A 20,712-nucleotide genomic window follows, 5' to 3' on the forward strand; every position below is an offset into this window, starting at 1 on the left:
AATCTTCGCCCGACCCCCAAATCGATAGGACACGTAAGGAGCTAACATGCTCCACGATAGTGACATCCTGAGGGAGCACCATGAGCGAAGTCGTGCCGATCGGAGACCTGACCTTCGAGGACGTCGTCCACGTAGCCCGTCAAGGCGCCCAGGTCACTCTGACCGAGGACGCCATAGCCGAGATGGCCGCAGCAAGAGGCCGCATCGAAGAGCTCGCAGAGGGAGACACCCCTGCCTACGGCGTCTCCACGGGCTTCGGCGCCCTGGCCACGAGGCACATCGACCCCGAACTCCGGGCCCAGCTCCAGCGCAGCCTGATCCGCTCCCACGCCGCCGGCAACGGCCCCGAGGTCGAGACCGAGGTCGTCAGGGCCCTCATGCTGCTGAGGCTGCGCACCCTCGCCACCGGCCACACGGGAGTCCGCCCTGAGACGGCCAAGGTCCTCGAAGACCTCCTCAACGCCCACATCACCCCGGTCGTCCACGAACACGGCTCTCTCGGCTGCTCCGGCGACCTCGCACCGCTCTCCCACGTCGCCCTCACGATCATGGGCGAAGGCCAGGTCAGAGACGCGAAGGGCACGCTCAGGCCCACCGGCGAGGCCCTCAAGGAGGCCGGCATCGAGCCGATCGAGCTTGCCGCCAAGGAGGGCCTGGCGCTCATCAACGGCACCGACGGCATGCTCGGCATGCTCATCCTCGCCCTGGCCGACCTGCGCAACCTGCTCAAGACCGCCGACGTCTCCGCCGCGATGTCCGTCGAGGCGCTGCTCGGCACCGACGCCGTCTTCGCTGACGACCTGCAGAGACTGCGGCCCCACCCGGGCCAGCGGGCCTCCGCCGCCAACCTCCGGGCGCTGCTCCGGGACTCGGGGATCATGGCGTCCCACCGCGACGGGTCCTGCACCCGCGTCCAGGACGCCTACTCGCTCCGCTGCGCGCCCCAGGTCGCCGGTGCCGCGCGGGACACCGCCGACCACGCCGCGCTCGTCGCCGGGAGGGAGCTCCAGTCGGCCATCGACAACCCGGTCGTCCTCCGCGACGGGCGGGTCGAGTCGAACGGGAACTTCCACGGCGCGCCCGTCGGCTACGTCCTCGACTTCCTCGCGATCGCGGTGGCCGACGTCGCGTCGATGGCCGAGCGGCGGACCGACCGCATGCTCGACGTCGCGCGCAACCACGGGCTGCCCGCGTTCCTGGCCCACGACCCGGGCGTCGACTCCGGGCACATGATCGCCCAGTACACCCAGGCGGCCATCGTCTCCGAGCTGAAGCGGCTGGCCGTGCCGGCGAGCGTCGACTCGATCCCGTCGTCGGCGATGCAGGAGGACCACGTCTCCATGGGCTGGTCGGCCGCGCGGAAGCTGCGCACGGCGATCGACGGGCTGACCCGGGTGCTCGCCATCGAGACGCTCACCGCCGCCCGCGCGCTCGACCTGCGCGCGCCGCACCGGCCCGCGCCGGGGACCGGCGCGGCGCTGGCGCTGCTGCGGGAGTCGGTGGCGGGGCCCGGTCCCGACCGGTTCCTCGCGCCGGAGATCGAGGCGGTCGTGCGGCTGATCTCCTCGGGCGCGCTGGTCGAGGCGGTGGAGAAGGTCACCGGCCCACTTTCCTAGTTACGGCTCCGCCCGCCCCGGCCCCTCCCGCCGTCTCCGCTCCTCACGGCGAGAAGGCGCTCACCGGCCGCTTCCGGCGAGGTCGGCGACGAGTTCGACCTCGACCACGAGGCCCGGCATGAACAACCGCGACACCTCGACGGTCGTGCTGGCGGGCGGGGGAGACGGCATGTAGCGCCCCCGTACGGCGGCGTGGTCGAGCAGGCCGTCCATGTCGGTGAGGAAGGTCCGGATGTGCACGACGTCCTCGAAGGTGCCCCCTTGATCTTCGAGGATCAGCCGGAGGTGTTCGTACACGACCTCGGACTGTCGGGTCATGTCGCCGGGCCCGACGACCTCGCCGGAGGCGTCGACGGCGACCTGGCCGGAGACGAACAGCAGGTCACCGGTCCGGGCCGCGTGGGAGTAGCGGCCGTTGGTGGGCGGGACGGTGGGCGGGTTGAGCTTCACGGCAGTTCCAGCAGGGCGGGCACGATGCCGGTGACGTCGCCCTCGCCGTGCCCGGCCTCGGCGGCCTGGGCGTAGCGGTCGCGGGCGGCGGCGGCCAGGGTCTGCACCTCGCCGGGCCCTTCGGTCGCGAGCGTGAGGTCCTTGGCGGCGAGGGCCAGCTTGAACCGGGTCTCCGGCACGCCCTCCTCGACCACCGGGCGCAGCCGTTCGCCGGCGGCGCCCAGCAGGGTCGCGTCGAGCAGGTCGAAGTAGTCGTCGGCAGACAGGCCCAGCCGCCGCACGTAGGCGAGGTTCTCGGCCAGCAGGACCTGAACCGAGAGCTGCCCGGCCATCACGGCGAGCTTCATCTTCGCGCCGGAGCCCAGCTCCCCGTAGTGGTGGACGACGCCGAACACCCCCAGCACGTCCCTGACCCGCTCGACGTCGGCGGCGTCGCCCCCGGCGATCACGCGCAGCTTGCCCTCGGTGGCGGGGCCGACCGTGCCGAGCACGGGCGCGTCCACGAGCCGGACGTCGTCGGGCAACTGGGCGCGCACCTCCGCCACGGCGTCGGGCCCGATGGTGGACATCTCCACCCAGATCGTCCCGGCCGACAGGCCCGGCTTCGCGGCCTCGACGACCTCGGCCACGGCGGCGGGGTCGGCCAGCATCGAGATGACGATCGGGGCGCCCGCCACCGCCTCGGCGGGCGAGTCCGCCACGGCCGCGCCGTCGAGCTCCTTGCGCGTGCGGTTCCACACGGTCACCTTCTGGCCCGCGGCGACGAGGCGGCGGGCCATGGGGGAACCCATGTTCCCCAATCCCAGAAAAGCGATCACATTTCGACCCTAGCCCCTGCTCAAGGCATTCCACCAGCGCGTACATTTCATGGAAGGCATGCGGTCATGGAATGCCAAAGCCCGAAGAACAGGAGCTTGAGTGTTCGACACCGACGCCCTGCGCCTGATCGACGCGGTGGCCCGGCTGGGTTCCTTCACGGCCGCGGCCGTGGAGCTCCAGTACACGCAGTCGGCCGTCTCACGGCGGGTCGCGGCGCTGGAGTCCCGGGCGGGCGGCCCGCTCTTCGAGCGGCTGCCCCGGGGTGTGCGGCTCACTCCCGCCGGCGCCACCCTCCACCGGCACACCCGTGAGGTGCTCGAACGCCTCCAGCGGGCCGAGGAGGAGTTGGCCGCCGTGCACCGGGGGACCGGCGGGCGGTTGCGCGTGGGCGCGTTCGCGACCGCGAACGCCGCGCTGGTCCCGGCGGCGCTGAAGGACTACCGGGCCGCCTTCCCCGGCGTCGACACCACCCTCATCGAGGGCATGACCGGTCACCTCGTCGAGCGGCTCGACCAGGGCGCCATCGACGTGGCCGTGGTCAGCGACTACCCGGCCGGGCTCGACGCGCCGCCCTCGATCACGCTCGAACCGCTGCTGGAGGAGGAGTTCCTCGTCGGCCTGCCCGCCGGCCACCGGCTCGCCGGCCGGCCCGAGATCGACCTGCGCGACCTGCGCGACGACAACTGGATCGAGGGCGCCCGCCCGGGGCAGGGCCTCATGCTCGCCGCCGCGTGCGCCGCCGCCGGGTTCACCCCGAGGGTCGGCATGCGCGTGGGGGAGTGGACGGCCAAGCTCGGCTTCGTCGCCGCCGGGCTGGGCGTGACGCTCGTCCCGGCCCTCGCCACCCAGGGCATGCGGCCCGACCTGGTGCTGCGCCCGATCGCCGCGAACGCGCCACGACGGACCGTGTTCGCGGCGCTGCCCCGCGTGGCGCTGCCCGCGGCGCGGGAGCTGACGCGAGTGCTCGCGGAGGCCGCTGGGAGAATGGCCGGATGCACGACGCCTTCGCCCACGTCGCGGGCCGTCTGGCCACCGGCCTGAGCGACGTCGCCACCGATCTGGCCGCCCTCGACGAGGGCGGCTGGTGGGCGGTCGTGGTGGAGTTCGAGGGCAAGGTCACCCTGGCCCGCTTCGACGACGTCCGCCCCGCCCCGCTGCCCGCCCCCAGCGGCCCCTGGATCGGCCCGCGCCGCTCCGAGTGGCGCTCCTCCCTCGACCGGGCCGGCTACGAGGCGGGCGTGCGGGCCATCCGCGACCACATCGAGCGGGGCGAGGTCTACCAGGCCAACCTCTGCCGGGTGTTGTCGGCGCCGCTCACCCACCGCAGCGACCCGCTGGCGCTGGCCGGGCTGCTGGCCGAGGGCAACCCGGCCCCCCACTCGGCGGTGATCCACGTGCCGGGGCTGACCGTGGTGTCGGCCTCGCCGGAGCTCTACCTGGGGCGCAGCGGCCCGGTGATCACCTCGCGGCCGATCAAGGGCACTGGTGAGACCTACGCCGACCTGCTGGAGAAGGACTACGCCGAGAACGTGATGATCGTCGACCTGGTCCGCAACGACCTCGGGATCGTCGCCGACGTCGGCTCGGTGACGGTGCCCGAGCTGCTGGCCGTGGAGGAGCATCCGGGGCTGGTGCACCTCGTGTCGACCGTCCAGGCGACCACCCGGAGATCGTGGCCGGAGATATTCGCCGCGACGTTCCCGCCCGGTTCCGTCACGGGTGCGCCGAAATCGTCCGCGCTGAGCATCATCAATGCGCTCGAACCAGCGCCCCGGGGGCCATACTGTGGGGCGGTGGGCTGGGTCGACGCCGATCGGCGCGAGGCCGCCCTGGCGGTGGGCATCCGCACCTTCTGGATCACCGGTGAGGAGATCCGCTTCGGCACCGGTGCCGGCATCACATGGGGCTCCGACCCCGGGCACGAATGGCGCGAGACGGAGCTGAAGGCGTCCCGGCTCATCGCGCTCGCATCCCGCTCAGACGAAGGGTAGAAGTCTCACATGGCGGTTCCCATCTGGGTCAACGGCGACCTGATCGCTCCGGAGAAGGCGGTCGTGTCCGTCTTCGACCACGGGCTCATGGTCGGCGACGGCGTCTTCGAGACGATCAAGGTGACGAACGGCGAGGTCTTCGCCCTCACCCGCCACCTCGACCGCCTCGCCCTCTCGGCCAAGCGCATGGACCTCCCCGAACCCGACACGAAGGCCATCGCCGACGGCGTACGGGAGACCGTCGCGGCGGCGCCGAAGTGGTCGCTGGGCCGCATCCGCATCACCTACACCAGCGGTCCCGGCCCGCTGGGCAGCGACCGCGGCTCCGAGGGCACCAACACGATCATCATCGTCGGCGAGCAGAAGCCGTTCCCGGCCACCGCCGACGTGGTCGTCGTCCCGTGGCCCCGAAACGAGCGCGGCGCGCTGACCGGCGTGAAGTCGACGTCGTACGGCGACAACGCCAAGGCCCTGGCCTACGCCAAGGAGCGCGGCGGCGGCGAGGCCATCTTCGAGAACCTGGCCGGCAACCTCTGCGAGGGCACCGGCAGCAACATCTTCATCGTCAGCGGCGGCCGCCTGATCACGCCGACCCTGTCGTCGGGCTGCCTGGCCGGCGTCACCCGCGCCCTGGCCCTGGAGTGGTACCCCGACGCCGTCGAGGAAGACGTCCCGCTCGCCGCCCTCTACGACGCCGAAGAGGCCTTCCTCACCTCGACGACCCGCGACATCCAGCCGATCGGCCTCGTCGACGGCAAGGCCCTGCCGGTCGGCCCCGGCCCGGTCACCCGCGCGGCGATGGAGGCCTTCGCGGCCCGCTCGGCCGACGACCTCGACCCGTGAGACGTGCCGTCTTAGCGGCCATCGCCCTGGCGACGGTGGCCGCCTGCACCCCCGGCGCGGACGACCCGCGCCCGGTGGTGGCCGGATCGGGCCCGCCGGTGGTGCTGCCCGGCGCCCCCGGCGAGAGCGGCGCCGTCGCGACCCCCGGCCAGACCCTCGGCACCTACGCCGCCGACGTGGCCGCCGCCGACGTGCGGTTCGCCGAGGGCATGATCGGCCACCACCGGCAGGCCCTGGAGATGACCGGCCTGGTCCCCGACCGCGCCGAAGACCATCAGGTCAGAGCCCTGGCCGACCGCATCACGGCCGCCCAACGCCCCGAGATCGGCGTCCTGTCCGGCTGGCTGACCCGCCTCGGCCGCGAGGTCCCCGCGGGCCACGCCCACACCACCGGCTACGGCATGGCCTCGCTGGAGGAGATGAACGACCTGCGGTCGGCGCGCGGAGCCGCGTTCGACCGCCTGTTCCTGACGCTGATGATCCGCCACCACGAGGGAGCGGTGACGATGGCGGGGGAGCAGCTGAAGGGCGGCCGCGACCAGCTGATGCGGACGCTGGCCCTCGACATCGTGACGGGCCAGCAGATCGAGATCGGCCGGATGCGCACGATGCTGGCGGGCTGAGACCTCAGCGGCCCCGCACGATCAGGCGCAGCGCCCGCCCCGGCCTCTTCGCCTGGAACGCCGCCCGCTCGTTGGCCTGCGGAAACGGCACGTCCGGCACCGGCACTCCCAGAAACCGGCACAGCGGCTCCCACCCCTCCCGGCATTCGAACACCAGCAGCCGGTCGGCCGGGATCGCCGCCCGCACCTCCTCGACGTGCCGCCGGAACACCGCCACGCAGTGGTCGCGGTCGGCCACCCGCCCGTCGAAGACCCGGTCGAAGATCGTGGCCCTCGCCATCCGCGGGTAGAGCGCGAAGTCGGGCGCCCGCCATGCGATCAGCCGGGTCCTCACCCGCTGCGGCCACGGCTTGGGCGCGCCGGCCTCGATCTCGCGGCGGAAGATGGTCTCGCGGGCGCTGTCGTACCAGCGGCCGGGGTCGCGGACCGTCAGGATCACCTTCGCCGCTGGGTAGTGGGCGGCGAGCTCGCGCCAGTACGAGGCCGCCGGGAAGTCGACCGCCGACCGGTGGCCCGCGAAGATCGTGTCCCAGTCGGCGGAGCGGCCCTCGCCCACGTCGAGCCACTGCCTGACTCTGCGGGGTTCGGCGATGACGGAGGCCATGTGGTAGCACGGGCCGAATCCCAGCAGTTCGAGGGCCGCCTTCAGCGATCTGGTGCCGGTCCGGCCGAATCCTGCGCCGATGACGTCCACGAGCGGCCTCCGCGGGTCTGATCGGGTTCTGATCTCAGGGTGGTTGTATCGCGTCCGTCGCCGCTTTCCCAGACCCGAAGGAGACGCGTCATGGTCTTCCCCGCACCGCTGCTGGACCTCCTGCGGGAGGAACCGCGCCGGCCCGTCTTCGAGCACGGCCCGCGCGTCGTCACCCGCGCGGAGCTGCTCGCCATGATCGGCTCGATGGCGGGCGCCCTGGACGCGAAGGGCCTGCGCGGCAGGGCCGTCGCGTTCCGGACCTCGGTCACGCCGGAGGCGTTCGCGGCCCAGATGGCCGCGCACGTCCTGGGCTGCCGGGTGGTGGGCGTGCGGCCGGGCTACTCCAAGGCGCAGCTGGAGCACGTCCTCGCCATGGACGTCGACCACGTCGTCGACGACGCGACCCTGCCGGAGGCCGGGGCGGGCAGTCACCTGACCCCGCTGGGCCGTCCCGGCGACGTCGCAATGCTGGCGTTCACCAGCGGCAGCACCGGCCGGCCGAAGGGCTGCGCCCTCACCTACGACGCCCTCGACCGGCACTGGGCCTGGCAGCCGGGCGTGTGGTCGCCGGTCGCCCGGGAGATGGCCGCCGGGTTCGAGCGGTATCTGCTGTTCGGCACGCTGGCGAGCATGGTCGTCTTCGAGTTCCTCGGCCTGGCGCTGCTCGGCGGCGGCACCGTCGTGATCCCGGTGGACCCGGAGTTCCCCCGCGTCTACCGCGACCTCCGCATCACCGGGTCGATCTTCACCGTCCCGCGGCTGACCCAGATCATCGACACCGGCACCGAGCTGCCCGACATGCGCGCCATGATGGTCGGCGGTTCGCCGATCTCCGCGTCCCGGCTGGAGCAGGCGGTGAAGCTGCTCGGGCCGGTCGTCTACCAGGGGTACGGCGCGACGGAGGCCGGGTCGATCTCCATGCTCACCCCCCGCGACCTGCCCGCGAAGGCCGACACCGTCGGCCGCCCCCATCCGATGGTCCAGGTCAGGGCCCACGAGGGTGAGCTGCTGGTCAGCAGCCCCTACCTGATGAGGGACTACTGGAACGGGGAGGAGAACCCGATCAGCGACGGCTGGTACCGGACCGGCGACCTGGGCCACGTCGACGACGACGGCTACATCCACATCGTCGGGCGGGCCCGCGAGGCCGTCATGGTCAACGCCATGGTCGTCTACCTCGGGCCGATCGAACGCGCCCTGGAGAGCCACCCCAGTGTGGAGGAGGCCTACGTCGTCGGCGCCCCCGACCGGGCCACCGGCGAGGCGGCCCACGCCTTCGTCGTCGCCGGGGATCCGGACATCGGGGAGCTGAAGGACCACGTGCGGGAGGAGCTGGGTGCCGACCACGTGCCCGCCACGATCACGGTCATCGACGAGGTGCCGCTGGCCGCGTCCGGCAAACCTGACAAGAAGGCCTTACTGTCTCTGATCGTTCTCTGAGAATCGCCCGCCAACACTGGGGGCATGCTGGATTACCTGGTGATCGGCGCGGGACCGGCCGGTCTGCAGATGGGATGGTTCCTGAGGGCGGCCGGAAGGTCGTACACGATCATGGAGGCGGGCCCGGAGCCGGGCACGTTCTTCGCGACCTTCCCCCGCCATCGGACCCTCATCTCCATCAACAAGAAGTACAACGGCACCGACGACCCCGAGCTGAACCTGCGGATGGACTGGAACAGCCTGCTGTCCGACGACCCGGAGCTGCTGTTCACCCGCTTCAGCGACCGCTACTTCCCGCACGCCGACGACATGGTGCGCTACCTGGCCCGGTTCGCCGAGGGCCTCGACGTCGTGTACGGCTCCCGCGCCCGCGACGTCACCAGAACCGACGGCGGCTTCGCCGTCACCGACGACCTCGGCACCGTGCGCACCGCCCGGCGCGTCATCGTCGCCACCGGCGTGAGCAGGGAGAACATCCCGGCCATCCCCGGAATCGAGCAGGCCGAACAGTACGGCGCCGTCTCCGTCGACCCCGCCGACTTCATCGACAAGCGGGTGCTCATCATCGGCAAGGGCAACTCGGCCTTCGAGACCGCCGACAACCTGGTCGAGACCGCCGCCGTCGTCCACGTGGCCGGGCCCCACTCGGTCAAGATGGCCTGGCGCACCCACTACGTCGGCCACCTGCGCGCGGTCAACAACAACTTCCTGGACACCTACCAGCTGAAGTCCCAGAACGCCGTGCTCGACGGCGACGTGCGGCACATCGAGCGCCTCGACGACGGCACCTACCGGGTGACCGTCGCCTTCGTGCGGGCCGACGAGGTCACCAAGGACATCCCCTACGACCGCGTCATCGTCTGCGCCGGCTTCGCGTTCGACCGGTCGATCTTCGACGACACCTGCCGCCCGGCCCTCCACGCCAGCGGCCGGTTCCCGGCCCTCACCCCGGCCTACGAGTCGGTCGACGTCCCCGGCCTGTACTTCGCCGGCACCATCACCCAGTCGCGCGACTTCAAGCGCGGGACCAGCGGCTTCATCCACGGTTTCCGGTACGGCGCCCGCGCCCTCCACCGGATCCTGGAGGAGCGGCACCACGACGTGCCCTGGCCCGCGAAGGAGGTCGGCGCCGACCCGAAGGCGATGGCGCAGGCGGTGCTCGACCGGGTCAACCGCAGCTCGGCCCTGTGGCAGCAGTTCGGCGTGATCGCCGACGTCATCACCCACGACGGCCGCTACCTGGAGGAGCGCCCCGTCGACCTGCCGATCGACGGCCCCCACTACACGATCACGCTGGAGTACGGCCCCGGCCACGACCAGGTCGACCCCTTCGACGTGACCGTGGGCCGGATTACCCAGAGCGACGCCGCCCGCGCCGACGAGGGCCACTACCTCCACCCGGTCGTCCGCCACCACCGCCCCGGCGAGGAACCGGCCGTCCACCACGTGACGGAGAACCTGGAGAACGACTGGACCTCCCCGGACGTCCACCTGGAGCCCCTGCGGGCGTTCTTCGCCCGGCGGACCTGATGCCCTCGTACGAGGCCGTCGCGAGGCACCGCCTCCCGAAGGCCCACTACGACTACTTCGCCGGCGGGGCCGGCGACGAGAGCGCCGTCCACGAGAACGAGGCGGCGTTCGCCCGGCTGCGGCTGGCCCCCCGCGTGTTCAGCGGCGTGCGACCCGACCTGGCGGTGACCCTGCCCGGCGGCCGTGCCTCTCTGCCGGTGCTGGTCGCCCCGACCGCCTTCCACCGGCTCGCGCACCCCGACGGCGAGCTGGCGACCGCGCGGGCCGCCGCCGCCGAGGACACCGTCATGATCGTCAGCATGGCCTCGACCACCCCGGTCGAGGCCATCGCGGAGACCGGCGCGACCCTCTGGTTCCAGCTCTACGTGCAGCCCGACATGGCCTTCACCGAGCGCGTCGCCGGGCGGGCGGAGAAGGCGGGCTGCCGGGCCCTCGTCGTCACCGCCGACTCGCCGGTGTTCGGCGTCCGCCCGCGCGACGTCCACAACGGCTTCCACGACCTGCCCGAGGGGCTGGCCTGCGAGAACCTCCGCGAGGGCGACGTGGTGCGGCCGATCGAGTTCTCCCCGGAGATCTCCTGGGCCCATCTCGACCGGCTGCGCGAGGTCACCGGCCTGCCGCTGATCGTGAAGGGCGTCACCCACCCGGACGACGCGCGGACCGCCGTCGCCCACGGGGCCGCGATGGTCATGGTGTCCAACCACGGCGGCCGCCAGCTCGACCGCGTCGCCGCCGCGGTCGACCTGCTGCCGGGGATCGTGGACGCGGTCGGCGGGGCGGTGCCTGTGACGGTCGACGGCGGGGTGCGGCGCGGCACCGACGTCGTGGCCGCGCTCGCGCTCGGGGCCCGCGCGGTGCTGGTCGGGCGGCCGATCCTGTGGGGCCTGGCGGCCGAGGGGGAGCGGGGCGTGCGCGAGGTGCTGCGCCGCTTCCGGGCCGAGATCGAGGTGGCCATGGCGCTGACCGGCGTCCCGCTCGACCGGAGCGTGGTGCGGCGATGCTGATCCTGGTGGCCTTGTTCGTGCTGAGCCTGCCCTGGTGGCTGCCCGGCCGGGTGGTCGCCCTGCGGCTGCTGGTGTTCGAGCGGGTCAACGGCCAGGAGACGGTCGCGGTGCCGGTCGAACGGTTCCGCGAGGTCTACTCCCACCCGGCCGCCTCCGGACGCAGCCGGGGCGCGGCCCTGTCGGACCTGTTCTGGTACTGGTTGTCCCCGGGGGCCGACATCCACCAGGAGCACCTGGAACCGGGGGAGCGCTACGACGCCGTGGCCGCCGCCACCCGGGGGTTCCTCGCGGTCTCGAAGACCGCGATCGAGGACCTGGCGGTCCGGTGCGCCCGCCGCGCCGCCCCCGCCTACCGGCTGCGCGACCTGGCCATGCCGGTCTGGGCGGAGTTCTCCTACGAGCTCGTCTTCGGCGAGCGGTGCCCGCCCGAGGCCCGCGCCCTGATCGTGGCCAACGCCGACGACGTGGTGACCGCGCTGAAGTGCACCGGCCTGCGGCACATGGACCGCCGCGACCGGCTCACCGCCTACCTCGAAACCCGGCTCGACGACGTCCGGCAGCCGCTCCCCGGCGGCCTGACCCGGCACGAGCAGGCCCTCTACCTGCAGGGCGTCTTCTTCAACACGGCCGTGGTCCAGATGGCCGAGGCGACCGCCCACCTCGGCATGGTGCTGGCCCACCACAAGGAGACGCAGGCGCGGGCCCGTACCGGAGACGACCGCTTCCTCGACCAGGTCATCAACGAGACCTTCCGGCTCTATCCGCTGTTCGGCGTCGCGCACCGCATCACCCGGGGCGACATGCCGGACATCCCGGAGGGCACGGTGCTCTGCTTCAACTATCCCGACTTCCACCGCGCCGGATTCCCCGAGCCCGACCGCTTCGACCCCGCCCGGTTCGAGCACGGCGTGCGCGACCTCAACCACATCCCGTTCGGCATGGCCGCCAACCGGCCCTGCCCGGCCTGGCGCCTGGCGCCGATCGCGCTGCGCGCCGCGTGCCGGGAGCTCCTTTCCCGCTGGGAGCTCTCGTCGTCGGCGCGGCACACCCGCTCCCTGCCCAACCGGGGCCCCTGCCTGCTCACCCCCGCCGGCGCACAACCGCCCGCCTGGAGACTCCGGGTCATGGCCGTGCGCGACCGGTGGGAGGACGTCTGGCGCAGCCTCGTCCAGCTCGTGCTCGGCGCCTACATGGTCTGGGACGCCCGTCGCCAGGCCCTCTGCGCCCGCCACTTCGGAGACAGGTGATCACATGGACGCCAATCTCGAACTCATCCTGAAGGTGCTGCCCGCCCTGGTCGTCATCCTGGCCGTCGCCGCGCTCTGCGGTCAGCTCGCGCTGATGGTGCGCCAGCCCCGCGTGCTGGGGGAGATGGTCGCTGGCGTGCTGCTCGGGCCCACCCTGTTCGGCTGGTTGTTCCCGGCCGCGCAGCAGTCGCTGTTCCCGCCCGAGATCAAACCGATCCTGTACGTCCTGAGCACCATCGGCCTGACCCTCTACATGTTCCTCGTCGGGGCCGGCCTCGACCACAAGGCGAGCAGCCGCGCCCAGGTCAAGAGGGCCGGCGTGCTGGCCCTCTCGGGCTTCCTGCCGTCGCTGGCCCTCGGCTTCGGCGCCGGCCTGCTCCTGTACGGGACCCTGTCGGGCGGCGAGGTCAGCCGCTTCGAGTTCGCCCTCTTCCTCGGCGGCGCGCTCTCGCTGACCGCCTTCCCGATGCTCGCCCGCATCCTCTACGAACGCGGGCTCCAGAACTCCCCGATCGGCCGCCTCACCCTGCTCGCCGCCTCGGTCGACGACGCGGTGGCGTGGTGCCTGCTGGCCCTGCTGACCGCCCTCCACCTCGACACCGGTTCGGGCGGCGCGATCCGCACGATCGCGCTGACCGCCCTGTTCGCCGTGGTCGTGCTGAAACTGGTGGCCCCGCTGCTGCGCCCCCTCGGCGCCCGCTTCGCCGCCACGGGCACCTTCACCCCCACGATGATGTACGTCGTCGTGCTCGTCCCGCTGACCGCCGGCTGGCTGACCGACTGGATCGGCGTCTACGCCGTGTTCGGCGGCTTCATCGCGGGCCTGGCCATGCCCCGCGACCCGAAGTTCCGCGAGGCCCTGCACAGCCGCATGATGGAGGTCGTCTCCACCCTGCTGCTGCCGGTGTTCTTCACCTTCTCCGGCCTCAACACCCACCTCGACGGAATCGCGGGCGGCACGATGCTGCTGGCCTTCCTGCTGATCCTGGTGGCCGGGTTCGTCGGCAAGTACTTCGGCTGCGCCGTGTCGATGCGCGGGATGGGCTTCTCCTGGCGCGAGTCGTACGCCGTCGGCGCCCTGATGAACGCCCGCGGCCTGATGATCCTCATCTTCATCAACATCGGCCTGGCCCACGGGATGATCGGCCAGGAGGTCTTCGCGATGCTCGTCCTGGTCGCCGTCATCACCACGGCCGGCGCGGTGCCCCTCTACCAGCTCGCCCTGCCCGCCCGGCTGGAGACCAGAGAGCCGGATCGGGAGGACGAGTTGGTGTAAATTTCATCTACTTTCAGCGGAACCGCAGGTGGGATCTGCCACCCTCTGGCGTTTCGGAGGCTGGAGTGACAACTTGGTTCCGTGGCACGTCGGCTGCTGCTCATCGAAGACGACCGAGAACTCGGCGCGCTCCTCGTCGAGATCCTCACCGACCACGGCTACGAGGTGGACCACGCGCTGGAGGGACAACGCGGCCTCCACCTGGCGCTCAGCCGGGCCTACGACGTCATGGTCGTCGACCGGGGGCTGCCCGCCCTCGACGGCCTCGACCTGCTCCGCCGTCTCCGGCGCCGGGCCGTCACCGTCCCGGCGCTCTTCCTCACCGCCTTCGGCACCGTGCACGACCGCGTGACGGGCCTCGACGCCGGCGCGGAGGACTACCTGGTCAAACCCTTCGAGGTGGACGAACTCCTGGCCCGTGTGCGCGCCCTGCACCGCCGCCACGCCGACCACGCCGAACTGCTCCCGCTCGGCCGCGCCTGGCTCGACCTGGGCGCCCAGGCGGTGCACCTGCCCGACGGCGCGCAGGTGCCCCTCTCGGGCCAGGAGTGCCGCCTGCTGCGCGCCCTGGCCGTCCGCCCCCGCCACGTCCACACGAGGGCGTCGCTGCGCCGCGGCGTCTTCGACGGCGCCACCACGGAGTCGATCGTCGACACCTACGTCTACTACCTGCGCGGCAAACTGGGCTCGGGCGTGGTCCGCACGGTCCGCGGCGTCGGCTACCGGCTGGGCAGCCTGTGAACGCGCTGCTGACCCGTGCCCGCCGCAGGGTGACCCTGCGGACCGCCGGGGCGATCTCCGTACTGCTGCTCATCATGGGCGCCCTCGTCTACAGCGTGATGGTCGGCCAGCAGGACGCCGCGGCCCGCCGCGAGGTCCGCGCCGGAGTCGAACGCGCCCTGCTCACCAGCCCACCGCCCTGCCTGTGGCTGATCGAGGCCGAGGGAGAGGTCATCCGCCGCTCCCCGGGCGCGCCCGAGGCCCTCCCGTGGCGTGCCGGGATCAGGTCCGTCGCCCGCGACGGCGGCGTCCGCGTCGACCGGGTCGAACTGGGCGGCCTCGAGTACCTGATCCAGACCGAACGCCGCGGCGACGTCATCCGCCAGGCCGCGCTCGACCTGCGCTACCAGGTCTCCGAACGCCGGCGCCTGCTGCACACCCTGATCGCCGCCGAGATCGTGGCGCTGCTCGCCGCCGTGCTGATCGCCCACCTGATCGCCTGCCGTGCCATCGCCCCGCTCGGCGAGGCCCTGGCCCGCCAGCGCCGCTTCACCGAAGACGTCAGCCACGAACTGCGCACCCCCCTGGCCCGCCTGCACACCAGGGCCCAGCTCGTCTCGATCCGCCTCAGACGCGGCGAACTCCCGGTGGAGGACGTCGACCGCCTCGTCAACGGCACCCGCGAACTGGGCGAGGTCGTCGACGACCTGCTGCTCAGCGACCGCCTCCGTCGCCCGGTCGACCTGGCCCTGCTGGCCCAGGAACTCGCCGAGGCCGAGTCACCCCGCGCCCAGGCCCGCGGCGTCACGATCGAAGTCCACCGCGACCCCGCCCCGGCGGTCGTCAGCGGCGCCGCCCCCGCCCTCCGCCGCGTCCTGTCCGCCCTGGTCGACAACGCCCTGACCCACACCGCCCCCGGCGGCCACATCACCATCACCCTGGCCTCGGCCGCCGACCGCGTCAGCCTGACGGTCGCCGACGACGGCGAGGGCCTGGCACCCGGAGACCCGGCCCGGCTGTTCATCCGCCACGTGACGGGAGGCACCGGCTACGGCCTGGGCCTGGCCCTGGTGAAAGAGGTCGTCGACGGCCACGACGGAATCCTCACGGTCGGCGGCGCCCCCGGCGAGGGAGCGGTCTTCACCATCACGCTCCCAACCGACGCCGCCCGAGGACGAGCCGCCTCAGTTCCAGCCAGGGCCGCCGGCGGTTGAACTGGGTGCGATCGTTGACGTGCGGAAAGGGCACGTCGGGAACCGGCACCCCGAGGAACCGGCACAGCGGCCCCCACCCCTCCCGGCACTCGTACACGAGCAGCCGATCGGCCGGGATCGCCGCCTTGACCGCCTCGTTGTGCCGCAGGAAGACCTCGATGCAGTGCTCCCGGTCGTCCAGCCGCCCCCCGAACACCCGATCGGCGACCGTGGCCTTGGCCATCTGGGGAAACAGCGCCATCTCAGGCACCCGCCGCAACATCATCCGGTGCACCCACCGCTGCCACCGTGAACCGGGCTCGTCGTTCTCGACCGCCCGATGGAAGATCGTGTCCCGGGCGCTCTCGTACCACCGGTCGGGATCGCGGACGGTCAGCACGACCTTGGCCTCGGGATAGTGGCTGATCAGCTCCCTCCAGTAGGAGACGGCGGGGAAGTCGACGGCCGACTTGAATCCCTGGAAGATCGCGTCCCAGTCCGTGGTCCTGCCGTCGCCCACTTCCAGCCATTGGCGGATCCGGCGGGGATCTTCGACGACGTCGGCCATGTGGTAACAGGGGCCGAAGCCCAGTTGTTCGAGGGCCGCTTTGAGGGAAAGGGTGCAGGTCCGCCCGAAACCGGCGCCGATGACGTCCACGAGCAGCCTCCATGATGGGTTCCCCAAGATCGTCGCCGACCCGAGGGAGGCCACCGGGACGCCACGCCGTTCACCCCTGGCTGAGCAGGGCGGCCTTGACCTCGACCCAGGCGCCGACCTCGTTCGCGGGCATGACAAGACCCAGGAACGGCTCGACGGCGTGGATCTGGTTACGAAGCCGGCGGGCCAGCCGGATGTCACCGGGATCGACGGGCCGCTGGGCGCACAGCCGGGCGACCTCGGCCACGGGAGGCACCGCCGCCAGCCACCGCTCCACCGCTTCCTCCATTGAGGACAGATCATCCGCCTGGAGGCGCCCCACCGAGAGAACCAGATCGACCGCCGCCGCGTCGGGGGTGTCGACCCCCCGCTCCAGCGCATACCGGTCGAGAACGACGCCCAACCTCTGCCACTCGGGCCTGCCGCCGGTCCGCCGAGCGACGACACCGCGGAGGCAGGACCACCAGTCGCCCCGGTCAGGTTCGGTGTCCGGCTCACGCCTGTCCAGCCAGTTCCCCAGATCCTGGTCGGACAGAGTGAGGAGGTGCCGGGCGTAGTCCGTGAATTTCCCCAGATCGCCGAGGAAGGCCGTCGGCCCCAGCACCTTCAGCACCGTTCCGCGCGGTTCGCCGAACTGATCGGAGTCCGACACCGCAAGAACCCCCATCTTCGACGTGGGCTCCCAGTACTCGACACATCCACCGTCGTGTGACGACCGCTCCCTCAGCGTGAATCCACGCGTTTGTACGGCGGTCAGCAGATCGCCGACGTCCAGACGGGAGGGAAACCCGCCATAGCGATCAAGAAGAGCCGATTCGATCTCGTGTTCAGCGGTGAGCCAGGGCAGCCGGTGAGCCTGGGCCCCGAAATAGCTGACCTCCCACGCGCCCCGGCGTTGGCCGCGCCCCCACCCGAACTCGACCAGCCCGAAGTCCGATACGGCCCCTGGAGGCACGCAGTCCCGCCCGAACACCGATTCCACGGCTGCCCGCCCGCTCGTATGGTCCAACCCGAGCACCGTGCCCGTGATCACCAGATCGGCGAAGAAATCGAGACCGCCCACCGCGCCATCGTGCCCCACCCAAGAGGCCGGGCTCACACCCGCCGCTGCGTAGATGAGCATTGGACCGTCGACGACTGGCCGCATATCCTCGATCTTGGTACATTGTTACCATGGTACAAATTGAACGCGCTCAGACCGGTCTCCGCATCGAGCGGAACACCTTGAAGGTCCTGAAGGGACTGGCCGAGTACCTGGACATCTCCCTAGGGGATCTCGTCGAAGGGATCGTGCTGCACGCCTTCGAGGGCAAGGTGCCGTTCGGGCCGGAGACCATCGCCCAGATCGACAAACTGAAGTCGGTGTACGGACTGACCCTCACCGTCGCCGACGCCCACAAACTGGAGGAGAAATGAAAGCGCGATGCCATCTCACGGGCAGCTTCGAGGTAGCCCTCCCGCCAGAGGAGGCCTTCCACCTGTTCACTCCGGTCGGTGAGCGCGCGTGGGTCGATGGCTGGGATCCGGTCTTCCCCGACCCGACAGGGGAGACGGATGACACCCTCCCGGGCACCGTGTTCCAGACACACGCCGACGGAGACGCCACCACCTGGGTCGTCCTGGAGCGCCGACGCGGCCAGATGATGTCCTACGCTCGACTGACCCCAGGACACCGCGCCGGCACCGTAACCGTCACCCTTGCCCCTGCCTCGGCGCAGATCACCGAAGTCACGGTGACATACGACCTCACCGCTCTGACGGAAACCGCCCAAGCTGAACTCGAGGCATTCGCCGAAGGCTATTCGGCCTTCATGCGCTCCTGGCACGACACAATCGCGAAGCACCTCAGTCCCCAAAGCCATTGACCCTTTCGCGCTTGTACGGCGATCAGGGCCACCGAGCCATCCCATCTCATGCCAGAACTTTGTTCGGGGAGCCAACGGGCCGAGCGAAGCGAGGAGTTCCAGGGTGCGCGAGGGGCGGAGCCCTTCGCCAGGAGCGAAGCGACCCGGAGCGCCAGCGACGAAAGGGCCGCGAGAGCGGACCGGGGGGAGCGCGAGGGGGCGAAGCCCTCTCGTATCGGGGGGTTCGGGGGGTCGTCCCCCCGTGTAAACGACGAAGGAGACCCGGGAAAGCGGCGAAGCCGCTGACCAAGGTCTCCCTCTCCAGAGTGGGCGATACTGGGATCGAACCAGTGACCTCTTCGGTGTGAACGAAGCGCTCTCCCGCTGAGCTAATCGCCCGGGATGATCGTTCCCCTGCGGGGTCCGACAGCAAGAACCATACCGCACTCCGCCCCCTCCACGCGAAGCGAAGCCCGAGTCGAGGCCCGTCCGACCCCTGGAGTCCCCGCCGTGTCTCAGGTCTGTCCCCGCATCGTCATCGAAAGGTTCTCCAGGAACGGGCGGCGTGGCGGTCTGTTGGCATAGCATCGTGATGCTCCACACTCGACCAATAAGCACCACCTGAAGCCCATCCACGTCTCGGAGGACACGCAAAACCATCGCAAACACCGGGTCGGTTATGGTGTTTGTGCAGGTAGATGCCAAAATGTCTGGCTGTGCTGTGCGTTACAGAACGGCCGGACGGCGGAATCTTCCCTGCAAGGTTTCTTCGTTCCGCGTCATAGCTCGGGACGTGGTCCGTCTGAGCAGTGAAAGCCCCGCAGGGGGTCCCGACGACGAAAAGGTTTGGCTGACGATGAACAGCACCACCGTCTCTGCCGAGCTGGGCCTTCGGCTTGTCGTCCCAGACCGCACGACCGTCCCGCTGCTGGCGGGGTTGAGCTACACGGCCGAAGACCCTTACGCCATCCGCATGGCCTTCCATGTCGGGAACGACGAGCCGGTCGAATGGATCTTCGCGCGCGAGCTGCTGACCGTGGGGATCGTCCGGCGGGTGGGCGACGGCGACGTCCAGGTGTGGCCGGCCCGGTCCGACGGGGAGCGCACGCTCCACATCAGCCTGACCTCGCCGTTCGGGCAGGCGTTGTTCGAGGTGCCGCTGGCGCCGCTGACCGAGTTCCTCCACCGGACCTACGAGCTGGTGCCGGCCGGGCGTGAGGTCGACTTCATGGATCTCGACGAAGAGCTGTCCAACATGCTCTGGAGCTCGTGAAACCGTTACGCATTCCCCACGTAAACGGGCCATCCGTGCCATAGCGTTCCCCCATGAGGCGGATCTTCTGCGTCCTGGTGGTGGCCCTCTTAGCGAGCGGGTGTTCTCCTGGCGGTGACACTCCGCCTCCCAAGGCGTCCCCGCAGGCGGCGGCCTCCTCGGCGGCGCCCGTGCTGGCGGTCGACGAGATCGATCACAGCGACAACATCCGGGTCGTCGCCAACGTCCCTCTTGAGGCGCCTTTCGACGGCGACGAGGCGTGGGGGACCGATCTCGCCTTTCAGGGCGAATACGCGTTCGTCGGAAACTATGCCGGGTTCACGATCGTCGACATCTCCGACCCGGAGAAACCCTCGGTCGTCTCCCGTACGGTCTGCGAAGGCGGCCAGAACGACATCTCGGTCACCGGGGATCTGCTGTTCCTTTCCGTCGACTTCCCCCGAGACAACGAATCGTGCGTTTCCAAGGACTCGGACGAAGGCGCCGCCGGGGCGTGGGAGGGCGTGCGCATCTTCGACGTCTCCGACAAGAAGCGACCGAAGTATGTGACCTCAATTCGTACCGAATGCGGATCGCACACCCATGCGGTGCTGCCGGGCGAGAAGACCGTGTACGTCTACGTCGCCTCCTCCGGGCCCGTCCCCGACTCCACGACCTGCCCGCCGCCACACTCCGCCATGGACGTCATCGAGGTGCCCGTGGACGCCCCCCAGACCGCCCGGGTGGCCGCCCGGCCGCTGGTGTTCGGGGAACGGCCCGTCACCGAGGGCTCGGAGTACGAGGAGCCGCGCGGTTGCCACGACGTCACCGTCTATCCGGAGCGGAAACTCGCCGCGGGGGCCTGTTTCGGCGACGGCGTGCTGATGGACATCTCCAATCCCTTGTTGCCGCGGGTCCTCCAGGTCGTACAGGACCCGAATTTCGCCGTCTGGCATTCGGCCACCTTCAACAACGACGGCACCAAACTGGTCTTCAGCGACGAACTCGGCGGCGGGACCTCGGCGACGTGCGACAAGGCGACCGGTGTGCAGGAGGGCGCGAACGCCATTTACGACCTGACGGCCGAGAACACCCTGGAGCGGCGCGGCTATTTCAAAATCCCGCGGGTGCAGACGGGCGAGGAGAACTGCGTCGCGCACAACGGATCGCTGATTCCGGTCAAGGGCAAGGACATCATGGTCCAGGGCTGGTATCAGGGCGGCGTCTCGGTGTGGGACTTCACCGATTCGGAGAACGCGCGGGAGATCGGCTATTTCGAGCGGGGGCCGCTGCGGGCGGGGCTCAGCCTGGGCGGGTCGTGGTCGGCCTATTACTACAACGGGTTCATCTATTCGAGCGACATCACCAAGGGGCTCGACATCCTGGAGATCAACGACCCGCTGACCGACCCGGCCAAGAGCGTCAAGATGACCGAACTCAACGTGCAGAGCCAGCGGAGTTACTGATACCCGGATTCCAGCCCCCGCCACCAGGCATTCATCGAAGGACCTT

At 70.8% G+C, this 20,712-nt stretch carries 21 protein-coding genes and 1 tRNA gene; 16 read left to right on the plus strand and 6 right to left on the minus strand.

The genetic code is table 11. The features are described from left to right. The first annotated feature begins 80 nt into the window (after window positions 1-80). A complete protein-coding gene (gene hutH, locus GT755_RS34710) occupies window positions 81-1,616 on the plus strand; it encodes a histidine ammonia-lyase (RefSeq protein WP_161483806.1) in 1,536 nt (511 codons plus the stop codon). A gap of 60 nt (window positions 1,617-1,676) precedes the next feature. Here hutH and GT755_RS40215 read toward each other — a convergent pair whose 3' ends face one another. Together GT755_RS40215 and GT755_RS34715 are read right to left on the minus strand one after the other, a co-directional pair. Next, window positions 1,677-2,066 (minus strand): RidA family protein, encoded by a 390-nt coding sequence (locus GT755_RS40215; protein WP_328794723.1) that lies wholly within the window; start codon window positions 2,064-2,066, stop codon window positions 1,677-1,679. Further along, window positions 2,063-2,857, minus strand: a complete 795-nt coding sequence (locus GT755_RS34715) for an NAD(P)-dependent oxidoreductase (RefSeq protein ID WP_235968070.1) — start codon at window positions 2,855-2,857, stop codon at window positions 2,063-2,065. Before GT755_RS34715 ends, GT755_RS40215 begins: the two co-directional genes overlap by 4 nt. Window positions 2,858-2,984: 127 nt before the next feature. On the opposite strand from GT755_RS34715, the gene GT755_RS34720 reads away from it, so the two are divergent. The 4 genes from GT755_RS34720 to GT755_RS34735 are packed head-to-tail and all read left to right on the plus strand — an operon-like array spanning window position 2,985 to window position 6,342. Continuing rightward, window positions 2,985-3,926: a LysR family transcriptional regulator gene (locus GT755_RS34720; RefSeq protein WP_161483807.1), complete on the plus strand. Its 942-nt coding sequence runs from the start codon at window positions 2,985-2,987 to the stop codon at window positions 3,924-3,926. Then, on the plus strand, window positions 3,878-4,876 hold the full coding sequence (locus GT755_RS34725) for a chorismate-binding protein (RefSeq protein WP_161483808.1): 999 nt from the start codon (window positions 3,878-3,880) through the stop codon (window positions 4,874-4,876). Before GT755_RS34720 ends, GT755_RS34725 begins: the two co-directional genes overlap by 49 nt. 9 nt (window positions 4,877-4,885) lie before the next feature. Further along, window positions 4,886-5,719, plus strand: coding sequence for an aminotransferase class IV (locus GT755_RS34730; protein ID WP_161483809.1), 834 nt, complete (start codon window positions 4,886-4,888; stop codon window positions 5,717-5,719). Beyond that, the gene (locus tag GT755_RS34735; protein WP_161483810.1) at window positions 5,716-6,342 is read left to right on the plus strand and encodes a DUF305 domain-containing protein; all 627 of its coding nucleotides are present in this window, start codon (window positions 5,716-5,718) and stop codon (window positions 6,340-6,342) included. The genes GT755_RS34730 and GT755_RS34735 overlap by 4 nt, the downstream gene beginning before the upstream one ends. A gap of 4 nt (window positions 6,343-6,346) precedes the next feature. On the opposite strand, the gene GT755_RS34740 is transcribed toward GT755_RS34735, so the two are convergent. After that, window positions 6,347-7,036, minus strand: a complete 690-nt coding sequence (locus GT755_RS34740; protein WP_161483811.1) for a sulfotransferase family protein — start codon at window positions 7,034-7,036, stop codon at window positions 6,347-6,349. A 90-nt stretch (window positions 7,037-7,126) separates the two neighbouring features. Here GT755_RS34740 and GT755_RS34745 point away from each other — a divergent pair, with 90 nt between their 5' ends. The 7 genes from GT755_RS34745 (at window position 7,127) to GT755_RS34775 (ending at window position 15,467) form a co-directional block, all read left to right on the plus strand. Further along, window positions 7,127-8,476 (plus strand): class I adenylate-forming enzyme family protein, encoded by a 1,350-nt coding sequence (locus GT755_RS34745; protein ID WP_161483812.1) that lies wholly within the window; start codon window positions 7,127-7,129, stop codon window positions 8,474-8,476. A gap of 24 nt (window positions 8,477-8,500) precedes the next feature. Continuing rightward, the gene (locus tag GT755_RS34750; RefSeq protein ID WP_161483813.1) at window positions 8,501-10,006 is read left to right on the plus strand and encodes an NAD(P)-binding domain-containing protein; all 1,506 of its coding nucleotides are present in this window, start codon (window positions 8,501-8,503) and stop codon (window positions 10,004-10,006) included. Then, complete coding sequence (locus GT755_RS34755; RefSeq protein ID WP_161483814.1) at window positions 10,006-11,010, plus strand: alpha-hydroxy acid oxidase; 1,005 nt, start codon at window positions 10,006-10,008, stop codon at window positions 11,008-11,010. The genes GT755_RS34750 and GT755_RS34755 overlap by 1 nt, the downstream gene beginning before the upstream one ends. After that, window positions 11,004-12,257 carry a cytochrome P450 gene (locus GT755_RS34760; protein WP_161483815.1) on the plus strand — a complete coding sequence of 418 codons (1,254 nt, stop codon included), beginning with the start codon at window positions 11,004-11,006 and terminating at the stop codon, window positions 12,255-12,257. The genes GT755_RS34755 and GT755_RS34760 overlap by 7 nt, the downstream gene beginning before the upstream one ends. Window positions 12,258-12,261: 4 nt before the next feature. Next, window positions 12,262-13,533, plus strand: a complete 1,272-nt coding sequence (locus GT755_RS34765) for a cation:proton antiporter (protein ID WP_161483816.1) — start codon at window positions 12,262-12,264, stop codon at window positions 13,531-13,533. An 81-nt stretch (window positions 13,534-13,614) separates the two neighbouring features. Then, on the plus strand, window positions 13,615-14,274 hold the full coding sequence (locus tag GT755_RS34770) for a response regulator transcription factor (RefSeq protein WP_202610890.1): 660 nt from the start codon (window positions 13,615-13,617) through the stop codon (window positions 14,272-14,274). Further along, window positions 14,271-15,467 (plus strand): sensor histidine kinase, encoded by a 1,197-nt coding sequence (locus GT755_RS34775; protein ID WP_161483817.1) that lies wholly within the window; start codon window positions 14,271-14,273, stop codon window positions 15,465-15,467. The genes GT755_RS34770 and GT755_RS34775 overlap by 4 nt, the downstream gene beginning before the upstream one ends. On the opposite strand, the gene GT755_RS34780 is transcribed toward GT755_RS34775, so the two are convergent. Continuing rightward, window positions 15,400-16,104, minus strand: coding sequence for a sulfotransferase family protein (locus GT755_RS34780; protein WP_161483818.1), 705 nt, complete (start codon window positions 16,102-16,104; stop codon window positions 15,400-15,402). The genes GT755_RS34775 and GT755_RS34780 overlap by 68 nt on opposite strands. Window positions 16,105-16,174: 70 nt before the next feature. After that, a complete protein-coding gene (locus GT755_RS40220; protein ID WP_161483819.1) occupies window positions 16,175-17,167 on the minus strand; it encodes a hypothetical protein in 993 nt (330 codons plus the stop codon). Window positions 17,168-17,277: 110 nt separating this feature from the next. On the opposite strand from GT755_RS40220, the gene GT755_RS34790 reads away from it, so the two are divergent. Together GT755_RS34790 and GT755_RS34795 are read left to right on the plus strand one after the other, a co-directional pair. Continuing rightward, entirely contained in the window at window positions 17,278-17,520 is a 243-nt protein-coding gene (locus tag GT755_RS34790; protein WP_161483820.1) for a hypothetical protein, read from the plus strand. Beyond that, window positions 17,517-17,969, plus strand: a complete 453-nt coding sequence (locus GT755_RS34795; RefSeq protein WP_161483821.1) for an SRPBCC family protein — start codon at window positions 17,517-17,519, stop codon at window positions 17,967-17,969. The genes GT755_RS34790 and GT755_RS34795 overlap by 4 nt, the downstream gene beginning before the upstream one ends. Window positions 17,970-18,275: 306 nt before the next feature. On the opposite strand, the gene GT755_RS34800 is transcribed toward GT755_RS34795, so the two are convergent. Then, window positions 18,276-18,347: transfer RNA gene (locus GT755_RS34800), tRNA-Val, on the minus strand. Window positions 18,348-18,804: 457 nt separating this feature from the next. Between GT755_RS34800 and GT755_RS34805 the strand changes: the two genes are divergently transcribed. Next, complete coding sequence (locus GT755_RS34805; RefSeq protein WP_030455469.1) at window positions 18,805-19,221, plus strand: SsgA family sporulation/cell division regulator; 417 nt, start codon at window positions 18,805-18,807, stop codon at window positions 19,219-19,221. A 53-nt stretch (window positions 19,222-19,274) separates the two neighbouring features. After that, window positions 19,275-20,666: an LVIVD repeat-containing protein gene (locus GT755_RS34810; RefSeq protein ID WP_161483822.1), complete on the plus strand. Its 1,392-nt coding sequence runs from the start codon at window positions 19,275-19,277 to the stop codon at window positions 20,664-20,666. The last annotated feature ends 46 nt before the right edge of the window (window positions 20,667-20,712 follow it).

It is taken from the genome of Herbidospora solisilvae (genome assembly GCF_009901565.1).
Taxonomy (GTDB): Bacteria; Actinomycetota; Actinomycetes; order Streptosporangiales; family Streptosporangiaceae; genus Herbidospora; species Herbidospora solisilvae.